Origin of the sequence: Dechloromonas hortensis, assembly GCF_009469765.1 — a bacterium.
In the GTDB taxonomy this organism is placed as follows: Bacteria; Pseudomonadota; Gammaproteobacteria; order Burkholderiales; family Rhodocyclaceae; genus Azonexus; species Azonexus hortensis.
In genome coordinates this window covers 272,966-290,652 of sequence record NZ_SSSQ01000001.1, presented here as the reverse complement: position 1 = coordinate 290,652, position 17,687 = coordinate 272,966, and the positions used below count along the sequence as shown (strand labels likewise).

At 61.6% G+C, this 17,687-nt stretch carries 11 protein-coding genes; 5 read left to right on the top strand and 6 right to left on the bottom strand.

Translation table 11 applies throughout. The features are described from left to right. Positions 1-6 precede the first annotated feature (6 nt). Positions 7-615 carry a YIP1 family protein gene (locus GH663_RS01395; RefSeq protein WP_153129951.1) on the bottom strand — a complete coding sequence of 203 codons (609 nt, stop codon included), beginning with the start codon at positions 613-615 and terminating at the stop codon, positions 7-9. Positions 616-917: 302 nt separating this feature from the next. On the opposite strand from GH663_RS01395, the gene GH663_RS01390 reads away from it, so the two are divergent. Then, positions 918-2,003, top strand: a complete 1,086-nt coding sequence (locus GH663_RS01390; protein WP_153129950.1) for a DUF3616 domain-containing protein — start codon at positions 918-920, stop codon at positions 2,001-2,003. A 293-nt stretch (positions 2,004-2,296) separates the two neighbouring features. On the opposite strand, the gene GH663_RS01385 is transcribed toward GH663_RS01390, so the two are convergent. The 4 genes from GH663_RS01385 to GH663_RS01370 all read right to left on the bottom strand — a co-directional run bounded on the left by GH663_RS01385 (position 2,297) and on the right by GH663_RS01370 (position 9,165). After that, positions 2,297-3,646, bottom strand: a complete 1,350-nt coding sequence (locus tag GH663_RS01385) for an ABC transporter substrate-binding protein (protein WP_211371036.1) — start codon at positions 3,644-3,646, stop codon at positions 2,297-2,299. Continuing rightward, on the bottom strand, positions 3,643-6,615 hold the full coding sequence (locus GH663_RS01380) for an EAL domain-containing protein (RefSeq protein WP_153129949.1): 2,973 nt from the start codon (positions 6,613-6,615) through the stop codon (positions 3,643-3,645). Before GH663_RS01380 ends, GH663_RS01385 begins: the two co-directional genes overlap by 4 nt. A 317-nt stretch (positions 6,616-6,932) precedes the next feature. Then, complete coding sequence (locus tag GH663_RS01375; RefSeq protein ID WP_153129948.1) at positions 6,933-8,057, bottom strand: MBL fold metallo-hydrolase; 1,125 nt, start codon at positions 8,055-8,057, stop codon at positions 6,933-6,935. A gap of 100 nt (positions 8,058-8,157) precedes the next feature. Beyond that, positions 8,158-9,165 carry a LysR family transcriptional regulator gene (locus GH663_RS01370; RefSeq protein ID WP_153129947.1) on the bottom strand — a complete coding sequence of 336 codons (1,008 nt, stop codon included), beginning with the start codon at positions 9,163-9,165 and terminating at the stop codon, positions 8,158-8,160. A gap of 137 nt (positions 9,166-9,302) precedes the next feature. On the opposite strand from GH663_RS01370, the gene GH663_RS01365 reads away from it, so the two are divergent. From GH663_RS01365 to GH663_RS01350, 4 genes are all read left to right on the top strand, one after another. Beyond that, entirely contained in the window at positions 9,303-10,133 is an 831-nt protein-coding gene (locus tag GH663_RS01365; protein ID WP_153129946.1) for an alpha/beta hydrolase, read from the top strand. Positions 10,134-10,249: 116 nt separating this feature from the next. Further along, complete coding sequence (locus tag GH663_RS01360) at positions 10,250-11,413, top strand: efflux RND transporter periplasmic adaptor subunit (RefSeq protein ID WP_153129945.1); 1,164 nt, start codon at positions 10,250-10,252, stop codon at positions 11,411-11,413. Positions 11,414-11,425: 12 nt separating this feature from the next. Beyond that, the gene (locus tag GH663_RS01355) at positions 11,426-14,614 is read left to right on the top strand and encodes an efflux RND transporter permease subunit (protein ID WP_153129944.1); all 3,189 of its coding nucleotides are present in this window, start codon (positions 11,426-11,428) and stop codon (positions 14,612-14,614) included. An 18-nt stretch (positions 14,615-14,632) separates the two neighbouring features. Further along, complete coding sequence (locus tag GH663_RS01350; protein ID WP_153129943.1) at positions 14,633-16,171, top strand: efflux transporter outer membrane subunit; 1,539 nt, start codon at positions 14,633-14,635, stop codon at positions 16,169-16,171. A 62-nt stretch (positions 16,172-16,233) separates the two neighbouring features. On the opposite strand, the gene GH663_RS01345 is transcribed toward GH663_RS01350, so the two are convergent. Further along, entirely contained in the window at positions 16,234-17,568 is a 1,335-nt protein-coding gene (locus GH663_RS01345) for an FAD-dependent oxidoreductase (protein WP_153129942.1), read from the bottom strand. Positions 17,569-17,687: the final 119 nt, after the last annotated feature.

Sequence of the window (17,687 nt, the reverse complement as noted above, 5' to 3'; positions counted from 1 at the left end):
CTCCACCTACATCATCGTCGACCAGACCCCCAGCATCATGCTGAGCGCCATGGCGCTGACCACCAGCAAGGCGATCCAGGCCAGGATGCCGGCGCCGATCGCCATGTTGGCGATGTAGTGCGCCTTCGTTTTGTCTTCGATGTGGAACAGCGGGCCAACGCCGTGCCGGATCAGCATGATCGAGGCAACCCACGCCGCCGCGCCGACTGCCAGGACGAAGCCCAAGCTCGGCACCAGCAACGACAGTGAAGCCAGCCACAGCGGAGCCGGCGCAATGGCGGCCAGCGCGTAGGCGCTGTCGTAGCCGGGATCGTGGTCGCGGCTCATCGAAATGCGCTGCAGGAGCATGGCCATGTAGCCGACCATCAGAATCTGCGCGCCATAGAAAACGACGCCCGACACGACGAGCTGCATCGGCGTCAGGGCCGGGACCGAAAGCGGGAAGACGACGCCCGGGTGAACCAGTTCAGCGAAGGCATAGAGCACCGGTGGCAACAGCGCCATCGGCATCACCAGGCTCTTCAAGAACCAGCGCGCCGAGAAATGCGAGCGATCAATATCTTCCCAGCCCGTTTTTTCGGAAACGAGCATGCCGGGAATTTGAGACATCAACATGATCAACCTCCTTGACCCGCCGGAAACGCTGAGATCCACGCCGGAACTACGGCGATGGTCGGGTACAACGACTTAGACAGCAGGCGCGGGGCGAGTTCCGGGGGCGGCTGGGCGGGCTATTTGTGTGAACAGGCCGAGCCGACGATTGGCTACTTGAAATCACAAACCCGCTGTTTTTTTCCTGTTTGCCAATTCAAACAGTAGTCGTGCAACCGGGGGAACTTAAACGCCAAGTTGAGTCGAATACTTGCCAATTGGCTTTTGTTCCCGAGCGGGAAGCCCCTTAAGGAAAGACAAATAGCATGCCAAAAAAACTTATTAAAAATGCCATTCGTCTGGATTTTCCGCCGGAGGCTTTGGTTCATACCAATCTTTCCGGCGCTGCGTTTTCCGGTGAATGCTTGTGGGTCGCCGGCGACGAGGCCTGCAGCATCGACCGCCTGTGCCGCCTTGATCCAGCAGGAAGCGAATTGCTGCGCTTCGGCGATGGGCTGAGCTTTCCGCTGTCGGAACTGCTGGACTTGCCCGGCGCTGCGGACGAGGAAGCCGACCTCGAAGGCATGGCCGTGGCTGACGGCTACCTTTGGGTAGTGGGCTCGCATGGGCTCAAGCGCAAGAATGCGAAAAGTGATCGGGACAACGCCGAAAACGCCAAGCGGCTGGCCAAGGTCACGCTCGACGGCAACCGCCGCCTGTTGGCCTGCCTGCCAATTGAAATGGATGACGCCGGTAAGCCCTGCCTTGTTCGAGAGACCAAAGATGGTCGCCTGGCACGACGGCTGAAAGGGGATGCCGAATCCAACCTGCTTACCGAGGCTTTGGCGGATGACCCTCATTTCGGGCCGTACATGGCCATACCCGGCAAAGATAATGGCTTCGATATCGAAGGGCTGGCGGTGGACGGCAAGCGCTTGCTGCTCGGGCTGCGTGGCCCGGTCTTGCGCGGTTGGTCTGCGCTGCTCGAAATTGCGCTCGAAACCAAGGGCGAAGAACTGCGGCTGGCGCCACTGGATGGTAGCGGCAGCCTGATCCGCAAGCATTTCCTGCAACTGGAAGGGCTCGGGATTCGGGATCTGCATTTTTCCGGTGATGACCTCTACATCCTGGCCGGGCCGACGATGGTGCTGGATGGTGATATCCGCGTCTTCAAATGGCCGAACGCCAAGCCCCTGCTCGCCACCAACCACGAACCGGTACGTTTCGAAGCCGCCCTGAACGAAATGCTATCCCTGCCCCACGGGCACGGCACCAATCGTGCAGAGGCACTTTGCCAATTGCCAACCGAGCTCGCCTCGCAAACGCCAAGTTGGCTGGTGCTTTACGACGCGCCCGGCCTCGACCGCAAGGATGGCGAATACACCGTTTTCGGCGATGTTCTTCATCAATGATTGAGCTTCGGCTCAACTTGGGAAGCCATAGGAAAGCCGGGCTGCACCGTACGTATCCTTGATGTCAGCGATTTGCGTCCCACTGGTTGTTGAAGCGAGGCAGGTGACTGGAAGCTTCGGCCAACATCCAGCCGGTTACCGAAATGCTTCTGTGGGCTGTTGATCACCCTAAGCCGACCTTAGGCCCGCACTTCGTCTATGTCGGGAATGAGGCGGCAATCCGACGTACAGTTGTGCTTCGCGTTGGACATCGATGGTCGTAATTGGGTTAGTGAAGGTTTTTCAGCCTGATCTTAGTCTGCTGCTTTCAAGTAACCGCCGAGAACCATCTGGCGCTTTGCGGTGTATTGTCCCTTGGAGAGTGCTTGGTCAATGCTAATTTGACCGGTTAGAGCCTCTGCGATCAACTTTCCCAGAACATCTCCGATGAAACGAAATTCCGGAATAACGGCAAATTGCACTCCCATATAAGGGCTTTGGAGCAATGTGGCGTCTCGTGGATTTGCAGAGTTGATAGATTCAAGTTCCAAACTTGCCCATGGAGCGGCTTTCCGAAACTCCGGTACAAGGTAGGTAGATTTACGCGTTCCAGATGGCACCATTCGCCAACCGTATTTGGATGCAACCAGCTTCACGTATTCACGTGATGTCGCCCAACTGATGAACTGCTGAGCGGCCGCTTCCCGAGAGGCGTCAATCGTCCCCGGTATAGCTAATGCCCATGACCATAGCCATTGAGAGCCCTTGGCAGTCATGGCAGAAGGGGATGGCGCAAAGCCTACCGTTTTTGCCCATGGTCCGTTCTGCGGATCGGAAACAAACCCTGCGGCCACACTCGCGTCTACCCACATTGCACATTTCCCAGCCCGAAACAAAGCGAGATTTTCGTTGTACCCCATCAATGCGGCATTCTTTGGGCCATATTTACGCAATAAGTCGATGTAAAACTCAACAGCCTTCCGCCAAGGCTCGCTGTCAAGTTGCGGCCGCCATCCCATGTCAAACCATTGCCCACCAAAGGCATTTACCATCGTCGTCACCAAGGTGACGTTTTCGCCCCAACCGGGGCTTCCACGCAGACAAATCCCGTGTACGCCATTGGCAGGATCATTCAGTTTTGCAGCGAGCTTCGCCACGTCAGCCCAACTCGGCCTCGCTGGCATCTTGAGTCCGGCTTTGTCCATCAAATCCTGACGGAACATGAGAATTGAACTTTCACCGTAAAGGGGGGCAGCATAAAGTTTCTTGTCACTCGACAGCCCTTCGCGGATGTTTGGCAGCAAATCATCCACGCCGTAGTTGGAATCCGGCTTGATTTCCCGCAGCCATCCACGCTGGGCCCAGATGGGAACTTCGTACATGCCGACGGTGATGACGTCGATTTGCCCGGATTGGGTGTCAATGTCGGCACTGACATAGCGACGCAACTCGTTTTCACTGAGCGTTAGCCAGCGAATCCGGATATCCGGGTGGGCCTTCTTGAAATCGCTGCTGAGTTCCTGCAGTTGCAGCATCTGTCCGTTATCAACAGTCGCAATCACCAAGGTGACAGCCTGCGCAGGCTGACCAAGCATTAGCAGGCAAAGCACAAGTGCCTTCAGCAGACCGCTGGACCATGACTCAGGGGGGCAATGAAGCATCATGGTCGTGCCGCTCCTTCATTCATTTCACGCAACGCCGCTTCGAATTCAGCTAACGGCAATGGTTTGCCAAACAGATAGCCTTGGTAGGCATGGCATCCGTGGGCCTCAAGATATGCTTTCTGATCGGGTGTTTCGACTCCTTCGGCAATCACATCGAGTCCCAGGCCACGCCCCATTGCGATGATGGCTTGAGCCAGCATACCGTCGCGTCGATTTGATGGCAGATTGTCGACGAATGATTTGTCGATCTTGAGTTGCGTAATCGGTAGCCTAGTCAAATACCGCAATGAGGAATTTCCGGTCCCGAAGTCATCGATAGAAATGTGGAAACCGCACTCTCTGAGCTTTTGCAGCTTGGCGATAGACTTGTCGAAATCATCGATCGCCAAGCTTTCAGTCACTTCCAGTTTCAGTTTGGTCGCATCAATTCCAGTTCGCTTCAGTTCGTCTTCGATGTCCTCGACGAAACGATCCGAATTGAACTGCCTCGGACTGACGTTGACGGCAAGTCTCAATGAACGCAGGTCATCATGCAGGGTCCAGCGTAAGAGTTGATTGCAGGCTGCCTCTATGACCCACGAGCCGATAGCCAGTATCAGCCCGGTTTCTTCCGCAAGCGGAATGAATTCACTTGGCGGGATCACGCCGCGCTCTGGATGAATCCAGCGTATCAGGGCCTCGGCACCAATCGGTCGTTCGCTGGCGTCAACCTGAACTTGATAGTAAAGCTCAAGTTGCTTGTTCGAGATGGCTTCCCTCAGTTCATTTTCCATCCAATGGCGCCGTTCCGTCTCAGACTGGAGAGCTTGCTCAAAGAAAGATACTGTGTTCCTGCCGCCTTTCTTGCTCTTGTACATGGCCATCTCGGCTTGACGCAGTAGCGTCTCCACGCTGGTGCGTTGGCAGAAGAACAACGTAACCCCTATGGATGCCGTACAAACCAGCTGTAGGCCATTCAGACTTAGCGGTTCGGCTATCCTCTGTCGAATTTTGTCGGATATGGCCAAAGCGCGACTAGCCGCTGCGCTAGGGTCTGCTCCCAAATATTCGAGCATCAGCATGAAGCTGTCGCCGCTGAAGCGGCACAGCGTCTCAGCCTCTTGCGAAACCAGGCGGATTCTGTGCGCCATCTCGACAAGCAACTGATCCCCCAATGCATGGCCGAGCGCATCGTTGATCTTCTGAAAGAAATCCAGGTTCAGCATGATGACAGCACCAAGTTCTTGCTGCTTTTCGCTGTTATGCAGCGCATGGGCCAGTCGGTCTTCGAACAAAGAACGATTCGGCAGATCGGTAAGCTGGTCGAACAACTTGAGATGATTGGCCAGCTCGCGAGCTTGCTTCTCTGCAGTGACATCCTGAAGGCTGGCTACAAAATGGATGACGTTATCCCTTTCATCTCGTACCGCCGTGATGGATATACGGGCCACAAACAAGTTCCCGCTCCGGTGCCTGTCGGTAATCTCACCGGTCCAGTAACCTTCTGATTCCAGTTGGCGCCACATCTCCTGATAGAAACCCGGTTCGTGCAGCCCCGATTTGACGAGTCGTGGCGTCTGCCCAATGGCCTCCGTGGCGCTGAAGCCGGTAATCCGGGTATATGCCCTATTGACCCTTTCTATAATCGCGTTGCGGTCCGTAATGATCATGCCGTCATGGCTCTCGAAGGCTACGGCTGCAATTCGCAACTCGCGTTCGGCCCGGCGACGCTCGGTGACGTCGCGGGCCACAGCGAGGATACCTGCCTGTTCATTTCCGTTGGCGGCAAACGGTATTTTGATGACTTCCAGTTCTACGACCTCACCGGAGGCATTTGCCACAGTTGTCTCGTACCTAATTGGATTACCGCCCTGCAAAACTTCCTGATCGCGCCCCCTTACGCCTGCAACGAAATCCTGGTCAGGAAAAATTTCCTTGTCGGTTGAACCGATGACCTGCTCGCGAGGACTCCCGGTCATAGAAAGAAAAACGGCGTTGCAATCGACATAGACACCACGATTGTCCTTGAGCACCATGGCGTCAGGACTGTTATCGAAGATTGTCCGTAATTGCGCCTTCTCAATTGCCAACTGACCCGCAGTTTTTTTCAGTAGCTCATTATTCAATCGGATTTCCGCTGTTTTTATCGCTACAGCACGGCGCAGTGCGCGAATCCACACATAGCCGGCAAAGAGAACCAACAGCGTAACGCCGATCACGGCAAACGCGATTTGCAGGTAGGGCTTAAATTGAATCGGATACTTGAACCACTTTGCCCGCAGCGCTTCCCGTTCGGCAGTGGTGATGGCTTGCATCCCCTTGCTGACCATTTCGAAGGTTCCAGCATTACCTTTTGCTACCGCCCAATGAAACTCACCCTCGTAAAGGGTAAAGGCTTTAGCGAATCGAATCCGGTCGCTATAAAGGTAGAGGAAATAATTAGCGGGTTCCTCATCCATGCAAAACATCTTGATGCTGCCGGATTGCGCAGCCGCCAGAATGGATTCGTAATTGGGAAAAGCTTTAAGATTGACCACCCCCAAACTGGTCAGTTTGTCGATGCAGGCGTCACCTCGTTGAACGGCGACCGAAAAGCCCTGCATCGAATTGGCATCGACAATCCCATTAATCGACGGGTGCACGTAAATGCCCACCGGTAGCTTTGCATATGAGGGGGAGTAGTCATAGAGCTTCTCCCTTACCGGGGTGCGAAATATCATGTCTATGACATCAGCCCCGCCGTCCAGCAGAGTGCGTTGCGCCTCAGACCATTGCATCGCCGTGAATTCGACTTTGACCCCTGTTTTTTTCTCCCAGAGTTTCCAAATGTCGACTACATACCCCTCGATCTGACCACCTTGACCTTGAAATACATAAGGAGGGTAATTGTTATCGGTGACGACACGCAGGGTGTTCGCCCATGCACCTGTCCAAACGACCAAAAAAATCAGGCTGAGTGAGAATCTCCATGTTTTCCTGTTTTCACGCATCTGCTCCCCCCTCAATACCTGATCGCCTTCCGATCCACAAAAACTCATCACGCCACGTTATATATTTAACGAAATTGACATAACTTCCATATGTGACAGAATTTTTGGCAAGCAGTTCCGCTTGTTCGTCGGATTACTGACGCATTGCAGTAATAGACAAAATGAAAGCTCAACGTCTGCCCGGGCCGAATTTCAGGCCAACCAAAAACTGCTGGGCGGGCAACTGATCTGATTGGTCGGGCGCATCTGATGCGGCAGTCACTGCAAGGCAGCCTTGGGCCGGGCGCCGAAGCGAAGATGCCGGAATCCGTTGCCGACTACCCTTGCCGCCAAGGCAAGCCGTGGTAGCGCCAGCCGCCCTTGCACCCCCGGTGGGCGTGTTCGTCGGGTTCGCCTTCGAAGCCTTCGAGGATGTTGTAGGCCTCAAGTCCGAGTTCGGTCGCGCAGATCGCGGCGGCGATTGAGCGGACGCCGCTGCGGCAGAGCATGAGGGCTTTCTTGCCGGCCGGAACGGCCAGGACCAGTCCATCGGCAAAGCCGGCGTTGACTGCCATGCCCGGCCATTGTTTCCAGGGCAGCGCCACGGCGCCGGGCACAAAGCCGACCCACTCGCGTTCGGCATCGCTACGCACGTCGATCAAGACAGCGTCACCGGCTTGCCACCATTGGTAGGCGAGTTGCGGCGAGATGTCTCCGGCGTAGCTGTTGGCGGGGCGAACGCCATGCAGTTCGCCGCCGCCGGCATCGTGGCGGTGGCCCGAGGTCAGGTTGGCTGGTACGGCTTCGTCGATTCGGCGGGGGCGCGGCAGGTTCAGGGAGTTCATCAGCTCGACGAATTCCGCTTTGGTTTTTCCGGCAATCCGGACGTTGCTCCGTTTTTCCGCGCCGATCGTCGTGTTGCTGCGGCCCTGGTAGTCATGCCCCGGCCAGACGGTCGTTGCGTCGGGCAGCGCAAAGAGCACCCGGGTCAGGCTGTCGTAGAGCGCTTCCGGACTGCCGGACTGGAAATCGGTTCGGCCGCAGGCGTTGATCAACAGCGTGTCGCCGGTAAAGACATGGTTCCGCCAGAGATAGCAGGTGCTGCCGGCGGTGTGGCCGGGGGTGTGGAGGGCTCGGATTTGTTCCTGGCCGAAGGACAGCACGTCGCCATCCTTGATCTGCATGGCGGCGGTCGTAATGCCGCAGCCGGCCGGTGCTGCCGTGCGCGCTCCGGTGTGCTCGGCCAACAGCCAGGCGCTGGTGATATGGTCGGCGTGGCCATGCGTTTCGACCGCCCAGACCAGTTTGATGGCGTGCTCAGCGAGCACGGCGAGATCCCGTTCGAGTTGTTCGTCGACCGGGTCGATAATCAGGCCTTCGCGCGACACCTGATCAAACAGGATGTAGGTGTAGGTACTGGAGGCGGGATCAAAAAGCTGGATCAACTCGGGAGGCGAGCCCATTGTCCATCTCCTTTGCAAAGCGGCATTCCCCATCTCAAGCGAGAGAGGCGCACTCCAAGTTAGTGCGGATTTTTCGGCCGAGGTTCAGGCCGCGTGGCGGCTAACCGGTTTGCTCCGCGATATTCTGAAAGGCGATCTCGGTGCGGAACGTGTTGTAGCCGGTCTTGGCGTTGTAGCTGCATTCGCCGCTGCCGTGATCGACGCCGCCGAGCAGGGGGCAGGCGCCGAACAGCTCAGCCACCCAGTCGACAAAGGCACGGACCTTGGCCGACAGGTGGCGGTTCTGCATATAGGCCACCGAGATCGGCATCGATGCCGGCGATAGCTGCGGCAAGACTTCGACCAGCGCCCCCGATTCGAGATGCGGCAGGACCATGAAGCGCGCCGTCTGGATCATGCCGAAGCCCTGCAAGGCGCAGGCGACATAGGCTTCGATGTCGTTGACCGAGACGTTGCCGCGCATCGCGACCGGTACGGACTGGCCGTCGACGATGAAGTCCCAGTCAAAGTTGCGGCCGGTGCGGTGGGAGAAATATTGCACGGCGACATGGTGCTGCAGGTCGTCGATGCCCTGTGGCACGCCGTAGCGCTCGAGGTAGTCCGGCGTGGCGCAGCTGATCAGCTTGAGGGCGCCGATACGCCGGGCGACCAGCGTCGAATCCTGCAACTCGCCGACCCGGATCACGCAATCGACCGCCTCGCGCACCAGGTCGACCATGCGGTCGCCCATGCCGATGACCAGCTCGACTTCCGGGTAGCGGGCGTGGAACTCGCTGAGCCGGGGAATCAGGATCAGGCGGCCAATCGGCGAGGGCACGTCGATCCGTAGCCGCCCCTTCGGCCCGTTCGCGACATCGCGGAATGAGGACTCGGTTTCCTCGATCTCGCCGAGGATACGGGCGCAGTGCTCGTAGTAGGCGGCACCGTCCGGGGTCAGGCTGATCCGCCGCGTCGTGCGGTTGAGCAGGCGGACCTGCAGCAGGGCTTCGAGGTTCTGGATGATGGTCGTCACCGTCGCCCGTGGCAGGCCGAGGTTGTCGGCGGCGCGGGTGAAACTGTTGGCATCCACCACCCGGGTGAACACCTGCATGGCTTGAAAACGGTCCATCGTCGTCCTTCCTGAGTCACTGCGATTGTTTGCTGGTGCTGAATAGTATTGTCGAGATTTGCGTATTTATCCAGCCACAGACAACACAGAAAATAGCTCCATCCCAATTTTCGGCAGGTCCACCTGCCCCGGATGCGATGCCAACCAGCACCTCGACAACCCAGCTGCCAGCGCAAGAGCTGAGCATTTCCGGCCCGGCCGGGCCGCTCGCCCTGCGCCTGTATCGGCCAAGCCGGGGGGCGGTCGTCCTGCCCGTCGTTCTCTATTGCCATGGCGGCGGTTTCGTCGGCGGCAGCCTGGACGACGCCGATGCGCCGGCTGCCTTTATCGCCGAACAGACGCCGGCCCTGGTTGTCGCCGTCGATTACGCGCTGGCCCCGGCCCGGCCTTTTCCGGCGGCGCCGGAAGATACGTACGCCGCGGCGCTGTGGCTGGCCGAACATGCCGCCGAACTGGGCGGCGACCCGCTGCGGCTGGCGGTGGCCGGCGACGATGCCGGCGGCAACCTGGCCGCCGCCCTGACCCTGATCGCCCGCGACCGCAACGGTCCGGCCATTGCCGCCCAGGCCCTGGTCGGGCCGATGCTCGACCCGAGCATGAGCCGGCTCGGCGATGGCGCCCGCCTCAATTCCGACCTCAGCGCCGCGACCTGCGCCGACTGCTATCGCCAATACCTGCCGCAGCCGCGCCAGCGCCTGCATCCCTACGCTTCGCCGTTGGTCTCGGTGCGCCAGGCCGGTTTGCCGCCGGCGCTGATCGTTACCGCCGAATGCGACGTGCTGCACAACGAAGCCGAGAAATACGCCGCGGCGTTGATCGCGGCCGGCGTGCCGACCCAGGTCGTGCGCTTCGCCGGCATCAACCACGCCAGCTTGGCCGCTCACCGGCCGGCCCTGGCCGAAATCGCCCATTTCCTGCGTCGTCGGCTGTGGGATGGCGCGGCACCGGCGCATCCATTGAATTTGTAGCAACAGGCAAGGATTAGCGAGCAATGGGCATCCGCCCTCCCGCCATCGCTCCTTACGATGCCCGCCTTCCCCGAATACGACAGAACCCCAACTTTCAAAACTCCAGAGGATTCATCATGCCCCAACGCCAAAAACGCCTCGTTCTCGCCGCCGCCCTGGCCGGCCTGTTCAGTCTCGGCGGCGGTCTTGCCGTCTATCACGGCCAGGCCGGCGCCGCCCCGGCGGCTGCCGCACCCGCCGCCGCCACGGTCGATGTCGCCGAAGTCGCCAGCCGCGCCGTCACCGAATGGCAGCAATACTCCGGCCGCCTCGAAGCGGTCGAGCGGGTCGAGATCCACCCGCAGGTCTCCGGCATTCTGACCGCCGTGCATTTCAAGGACGGCAGCCTGGTCAAGAAGGGCGAGCTGCTGTTCACCATCGACCCGCGCCCCTTCGCGGCAGAAGTCGCCCGCGCCGAAGCGCAATTGGCCGCGATGGATGCCCGCGTTGCCTACACCGCCAGCGACCTGGCGCGCGGCGAACGCCTGCTGGCCGAGAACGCCATCGCCCGCCGCGATTTCGACGAGAAGCAGAACGCCGCCCGCGAAGCCAAGGCCAATCTGCAGGCGGCCAAGGCGGCGCTCAACGTCGCCCAGCTCAATCTCGAATACACCCGCATCACGGCGCCGATTGCCGGCCGCGTCTCGCGCGCCGAAGTCACCGTCGGCAACCTGGTCGCTCCCGGCAACGGCCCTGCCCTGACTTCGCTGGTCTCGGCCGACCGCATCTACGCCGCCTTCGATGTCGATGAGCAGAGCTACCTGAAGGTGGTCAACGGCAGCCAGGGCAAGGCCCTGCCCATCCACCTCGGGCTGGCCGACGACGAGGGCTACTCGCTCGAAGGCAAGCTGAGTTCGGTGGACAACCGCCTCGACAGCAGCTCCGGCACCATCCGCCTGCGCGCCCTGGTCGACAACCCGGACGGCAAACTGCTGCCCGGCCTTTATGCCCGCATCCGGCTTGGCGGCGCCAGCCAGCGCGACGCGCTGCTGATCGACGAGAAGGCCGTCGGCACCGACCAGGCCAAGCGTTTCGTGCTGGTCGTCGGCGACGGCAACCAGACCGCCTATCGCGAAGTCCGGCTGGGCAGCGTGCAGGACGGCCTGCGCGTCGTCGAAAGCGGCCTCCAGGCCGGCGAACGCATCGTCGTCAACGGCCTGCAACGGGTCCGTCCGGGCGACCCGGTCACCCCCAATCTCGTGCCGATGGGCGGCGCCGCGCCGGCTGCGGCCAAGGGCTAAGGACTCCCTGCCATGAACATTTCAAAATTCTTCATCGACCGGCCGATCTTCGCCGGCGTGCTCTCCATCCTGCTGCTGCTGGCCGGCGTGCTGGCCCTGTTCCAGCTGCCGATTTCGGAGTACCCGGAAGTCGTGCCGCCTTCGGTTGTGGTGCGTGCCCAGTATCCCGGCGCCAACCCCAAGGTGATCGCCGAGACGGTGGCCTCGCCGCTCGAAGAGTCGATCAACGGCGTCGAGAACATGCTCTACATGCAGTCGCAGGCCAACAGCGACGGCAACCTGACGGTGACGGTCAACTTCAAGCTCGGCGTCGATCCCGACAAGGCGCAGCAACTGGTCCAGAACCGCGTCTCGCAGGCCCTGCCGCGGCTGCCCGAGGATGTCCAGCGCCTCGGCGTGACGACGGTGAAAAGTTCGCCGACGCTGACCCTGGTGGTGCACCTGATTTCGCCGGACGACAAGTACGACGCCACCTACCTGCGCAATTACGCGGTGCTCAACATCAAGGACCGCCTGGCCCGCCTGCAGGGGGTTGGCGAAGTCTCGGTCTGGGGCGCCGGCAATTACGCCATGCGCGTCTGGCTCGATCCGCAAAAGGTCGCCCAGCGCGGGTTGACCGCCAGCGAAGTGGTGCGCGCCATTCGCGAGCAGAACGTCCAGGTCGCCGCCGGCGTGATCGGCGCTTCGCCCAGCCAGCCGGACACGCCGATGCAGTTTTCGGTCAATGCCCAGGGCCGCCTGCAAAGCGAAGAAGAGTTCCGCGACATCGTCCTCAAGGCTTCGCCCGACGGCAGCGTCACCCGCCTGGCCGACGTCGCCCGCGTCCAGCTCGATGCCGCCGAATACGGCCTGCGCTCGCTACTCAACAACAAGCCGGCGATCGGCATGGGCATCATGCAGTCGCCCGGCGCCAATGCGCTCGACGTTTCGGCCCAGGTGCGCGCCACCATGGCCGAACTGGAAAAGGATTTCCCGGCTTCGGTCGAATATCGCATCGAGTACGACCCGACCCAGTTCGTCCGGGCCAGCATCAAGGCCGTCGTCCATACCCTGCTCGAAGCCATCGCGCTGGTCGTGCTGGTGGTGATCGTCTTCCTGCAGACCTGGCGCGCCTCGATCATCCCGCTGCTCGCCGTGCCGGTCTCCATCGTCGGTACCTTCTCGCTGATGCTCGGTTTCGGCTATTCGATCAACGCCCTGTCGCTGTTCGGCATGGTGCTGGCGATCGGTATCGTCGTCGATGACGCCATCGTCGTCGTCGAAAACGTCGAGCGCAACATCGAGGCCGGGCTGACCCCGCGCGAAGCGACCTACCGGGCGATGCGCGAAGTCAGCGGGCCGATCATCGCCATCGCGCTGACCCTGGTCGCCGTCTTCGTCCCGCTCGCCTTCATGACCGGCCTGACCGGCCAGTTCTACAAGCAGTTCGCGATGACCATCGCCATCTCGACGGTGATCTCGGCCTTCAACTCGCTGACCCTGTCGCCGGCCCTTGCCGCCATGCTGCTCAAGAGCCACGGGGAAGCGCCGGACTGGCTGACGCGGCAGATGAACCGTTACTTCGGCCGTTTCTTCGCCGCCTTCAACCGCTTCTTCGGCCGCGCTTCCGAGAACTACGGCCGCGGCGTCAGTGGCGTCATCGGTCGCAAGGCGTCGGCGATGGGCATTTATGCCGTTTTGCTCGGGTTGACCGTAGGCATCTCCTACCTGGTGCCCGGCGGCTTCGTGCCAGCCCAGGACAAGCAGTACCTGATCAGCTTCACGCAATTGCCGAACGGCGCCTCGCTCGACCGCACCGAGGCGGTGATCCGCCAGATGGGCGAAGTCGCCCTGGCCCAGCCCGGCGTCGAAAGCACCATCGCCTTTCCCGGTCTGTCGATCAATGGCTTCACCAACAGTTCCAGCGCCGGGATCGTCTTCGTCACGCTGAAGCCCTTCGCTGAACGGCAAAGCCCGGAACTCTCGGCCGGCGCCATCGCCGGTGCGCTGAACCAGAAGTATTCGGCGATCCAGGAAGCCTTCATCGCCGTCTTCCCGCCGCCGCCGGTGATGGGCCTCGGCACGGTGGGCGGCTTCAAGCTGCAGATCGAGGATCGCGGCGCCATCGGCTATAGCGAACTCAACAACGCCGCCAACGCCTTCATGGCGGCCGCCGCCAAGACGCCGGAGCTGGGGCCGATGTTTTCCAGCTATCAGATCAATGTGCCCCAGCTCGACGTTGATCTCGACCGCGTCAAGGCTAAGCAGCAGGGGGTTTCGGTGACCGATGTCTTCGACACCATGCAGATCTACCTCGGTTCGCTCTATGTGAACGACTTCAACCGCTTCGGCCGCACCTACCAGGTCCGCGCCCAGGCCGATGCGCCGTTCCGCGCCCATCCGGAGGACATCCTGCAACTGAAGACGCGCAACAACCAGGGCGAAATGGTGCCGCTCTCCTCGCTGGTCAAGGTTCGTACCACCTTTGGCCCGGAAATGGTCGTCCGCTACAACGGCTACACCGCCGCCGACATCAACGGCGGCCCGGCCCCTGGCTACTCCTCGGCCCAGGCCGAGGCGGCGGTCGAGCGGATCGCGGCGGAAACCCTGCCGCGCGGCGTGCGTTTCGAATGGACCGATCTGACCTACCAGAAGATCCTGGCCGGCAACGCCGGCATCTGGGTCTTCCCGATCAGCCTGCTGCTCGTCTTCCTAGTCCTGGCCGCGCAGTACGAAAGCCTGACCCTGCCGCTGGCGGTGATCATGATCGTGCCGATGAGCATCCTGGCGGCGCTGACCGGTGTCTGGCTGACCGGCGGCGACAACAACATCTTCACCCAGATCGGGCTGATGGTGCTGGTCGGGCTGGCTTGCAAGAACGCCATCCTGATCGTCGAGTTCGCCCGCGAACTGGAAATCCAGGGCGCGACACCGCTCCAGGCGGCGATCGACGCCAGCCGGCTGCGCCTGCGGCCGATCCTGATGACCTCGATCGCTTTCATCATGGGCGTCATCCCGCTCGTCACCTCGAGCGGCGCCGGCTCGGAAATGCGCCACGCGATGGGCATCGCCGTCTTCTTCGGCATGCTCGGCGTGACCCTGTTCGGCCTCTTCCTGACCCCGGTGTTCTATGTGCTGCTGCGCACGCTGGACAAGCGCCACAAGCTGCATACCGCCGCGCCGCATGAAGCGCCCATCGCCCCCGCCCATAGCGCGGCCTGAAGCCCAGGAGAAATGAACATGAATTACCTGCTCCCTTACCCGCCCTCAAGCAGCGCCATGGCCCAGGGCCACGTCATTCCCGCGAAAGCGGGAATCCAGGCAGCCGTTCCCCGGTACCAAAAAATCGCCATCTTCCCGCTGCTTGCCGCGCTACTGACGCTGGCCGGTTGCTCACTGGCGCCGACCTACCAGCCGCCCCAGGTCGACACGCCCGCCGCTTTCAAGGAAGCGCCAGCGGAAGGCCAGTGGAAGACCGCCGAGCCGGCCGAGAACATCCCGCGCGGCGAATGGTGGAAGGCTTTTGCCGACCCGACGCTGGACGATCTGGAAAGCCGGGCGGCGGCTGCCAACCTCGACCTCAAGGCCGGCGCCGCCCGCCTGGCCCAGGCCCGGGCGCTGCAGCAGAACGCCCGTTCGGCGCTCTTCCCGCAGATCGGCGTCGGCGCCGGGCCGACCCGCCAGCGTCCTTCGCCGGCCTCGCAAGGGCTGGCCGCCGACGCCGAGACCAGCATCTCGACGCTGTGGCGGGCGCAAGGCACCGTCGCCTACGAGGCCGACCTGTTCGGCCGCGTGAGCAGCGGCGTCGATGCCGCCAAGGCGACGACTGAGCAACGCGAAGCCCTGTTCCACTCGCTGCAACTGGCCATCCAGGCCGATGTCGCGCAGGCTTACTTCTCGCTGCGCGAACTCGATGCGCTGTCGGCCCTCTACGCCGATACCGTCAAGCTGCGCGAGCAGAGCACCCGGCTCTTCCAGCGCCGCTTCGACGAAGGCGACATCAGCGAGCTGGAGCTGGCGCGTTCGCGCACCGAACTCGCCTCGGCCCGTTCCGAAGCGCTCGGCATCGCCCGCCAGCGGGCGGTGGCCGAACACAGCCTGGCCATCCTGCTCGGCCAGGCACCAGCCGCTTTCACGCTGCCACCTCTGCCGCTCAGCCGGGTCAGCCTGCAGGTGCCGGCCGGCCTGCCCTCGGCGCTGCTCGAACGGCGCCCCGACATCGCCGCCGCCGAACGGGCGATGGCCGCCGCCAATGCCCGGATCGGCACGGCGCGCGCCGCTTTTTTCCCGCGCCTCAGCCTGACCGGAGCGCTCGGTTACGAGTCGAATGAACTGGGCGACCTGTTCAAGTGGAGCAGCCGTGCCTTCGTCATGGGCCCGCTGGTCGGCACGCTGCTCTCGCTGCCGATCTTCGACGGCGGCGCCCGCCAGGCCGGCGTCGACCAGGCGCATGCGGTCTACGCCGAAGAGGCGGCCAATTACCAGCAGACGGTGCTGCGCGCCTTCAAGGAAGTCGAGGACAACCTCGCTCACTTGCGCCTGCTCGGCGATCAGACGCAGGCCCAGGACGACGCGGTGGGCTCGGCCCGGCGCGCCGCCCGGCTGTCGCAGATCCAGTATCGCGAAGGGTCGGTCAGCCACCTCAATGTCATCGATGCCGAGCGCAGCGTGCTGCAGCAAGAGCGCGTCGCGGTCCAGCTCGATGCCGAGCGGGCGCGGGCCACGGTGAACCTGATCCGCGCCATCGGCGGTGGCTGGGGTACGCCCGACGCTTCCTGAAGGGGCAATAAAAAAGCGGAACGCCGTCGCCGGGGTTCCGCTTTGCGCTGGCGTCGTCCGGTTTAGCCGAACATGTCTTCGTACATCCGGCCAGCCCAGGCGAAGTCCTCGGTGACCAGTTCGTCGCGGCGCAGGTTGTCGTCGTCCTGGTCCTGGATGATGATCCCCTTGTCGTTGACGTGGTACTGGAAGCGCACCGCGACATCCTCGCGCGGCTGGGTGTTGACCATCATGAAGCACAGGTTGTCGGGCAGCGCGTACTTTGGCTGGCGGCCCTGGCTGCGGTCGACGATGTATTTGGCAACGATTTTGGCGTGCGCGTTGGCGACGTGGCCGGCCTTCGGGTAGAAGTTGAAATTCGGCGAAACGACGCCGACCGCATCGCCGATCACGTACACGTCCGGGTCATCCTTCATGTTCAGGAAGAAGGGATCGACGCCGGCCCAGCCGGTCGGCTTGCCTTCGGCATTCTTGCCGATCAGGCCGGCCTTCCAGGCCATGTCGCCGGCCTGGTGCGGGGCCATCAGGATGCTGTGGTCGAACGTGAAGTCGCCGGCCGCGGTCTTGATCTTCTTGTTGAAGGGATCGACTTCCTTGATCACCGCCTTCGGGACATAGACGATCTGGTCCTTGTAGAGATTCTCGAAAGCTTCCTGGAAGCCGCCGGTGATCGGGCGCGGGCTGTCCTTGGGGTCGAGGATGATGACCTTGCCCTTGATCTTGCGCTCCTTGATCAGGCCGGCGATCAGACAGGCGCGCTCGTAGGGCGACGGCGGGCAGCGGTGCGGCGGCGGGGGTAGGGTCATCACCAGGTCGCCGCCGGTGAAATTCTGAATGCTTTGCTTCAACTGGAAATGCTCGGCATTCGGGATGTAGGCGGCCGGGAAATGGGCGCGGGTGTATTCAGCCGCCTTGCGGTCGTTGCCGAACCAGGTTTCATAGTTGTAGCGGATGCCGGCGCCGACGATCAGGTAGTCGTAGTCGATCCAGCCCTGGGCGGTGATGACCCGTTTTTTGTCGCGCTCGAAGGCGGTGACTTCGGTCTGGATGAACTGGTAGCCGTATTTTTGCGCGACTTTCAGGTAGCTGAAAGTCAGGAAATTGGTATCGACGACATCGACCAGCCACTTGTTGCTCATCGGGCAGGAGAAGAACACCGGGTTGCGTTCGAGGACGACGACGTCGAGCGTCGGGTCGAGCTTCTTCAGGTGCTTGGCGGCGCTGATGCCGCCCCAGCCGCCACCGCAGACGACGACGCGCTTGCCGTTTGCCTTGGGCAGCAGCGGGTCGGACTGCATGTTGATCAGGAAGGGCAGCGGGCTGGTCGGCTGGGCGAGGGCGGCGGTCGCGGTCAACGCGCTGCCGGCCGCCAGGAATTGTCGGCGGTTCAAAGTCATCTTGTCTCCATGAAGTTAGCCGTCCGACGGCGGAGTGCATCGGACTTACGGTGAAGCGGGGGAAAGCAAAGGCGGTAACGCAGACCGCCGGGCGCCGAGTTTACCTGTTCCCGGTTGCT

Coding starts and splice junctions, on each gene's coding strand:
- GH663_RS01360 (WP_153129945.1), top strand. CDS start 10,250: ATGCCCCAACGCCAAAAACGCCTCGTTCTCGCCGCCGCCCTGGCCGGC.
- GH663_RS01395 (WP_153129951.1), bottom strand. CDS start 615: ATGTTGATGTCTCAAATTCCCGGCATGCTCGTTTCCGAAAAAACGGGC.
- GH663_RS01355 (WP_153129944.1), top strand. CDS start 11,426: ATGAACATTTCAAAATTCTTCATCGACCGGCCGATCTTCGCCGGCGTG.
- GH663_RS01385 (WP_211371036.1), bottom strand. CDS start 3,646: ATGATGCTTCATTGCCCCCCTGAGTCATGGTCCAGCGGTCTGCTGAAG.
- GH663_RS01375 (WP_153129948.1), bottom strand. CDS start 8,057: ATGGGCTCGCCTCCCGAGTTGATCCAGCTTTTTGATCCCGCCTCCAGT.
- GH663_RS01365 (WP_153129946.1), top strand. CDS start 9,303: ATGCCAACCAGCACCTCGACAACCCAGCTGCCAGCGCAAGAGCTGAGC.
- GH663_RS01345 (WP_153129942.1), bottom strand. CDS start 17,568: ATGACTTTGAACCGCCGACAATTCCTGGCGGCCGGCAGCGCGTTGACC.
- GH663_RS01370 (WP_153129947.1), bottom strand. CDS start 9,165: ATGGACCGTTTTCAAGCCATGCAGGTGTTCACCCGGGTGGTGGATGCC.
- GH663_RS01390 (WP_153129950.1), top strand. CDS start 918: ATGCCAAAAAAACTTATTAAAAATGCCATTCGTCTGGATTTTCCGCCG.
- GH663_RS01380 (WP_153129949.1), bottom strand. CDS start 6,615: ATGCGTGAAAACAGGAAAACATGGAGATTCTCACTCAGCCTGATTTTT.
- GH663_RS01350 (WP_153129943.1), top strand. CDS start 14,633: ATGAATTACCTGCTCCCTTACCCGCCCTCAAGCAGCGCCATGGCCCAG.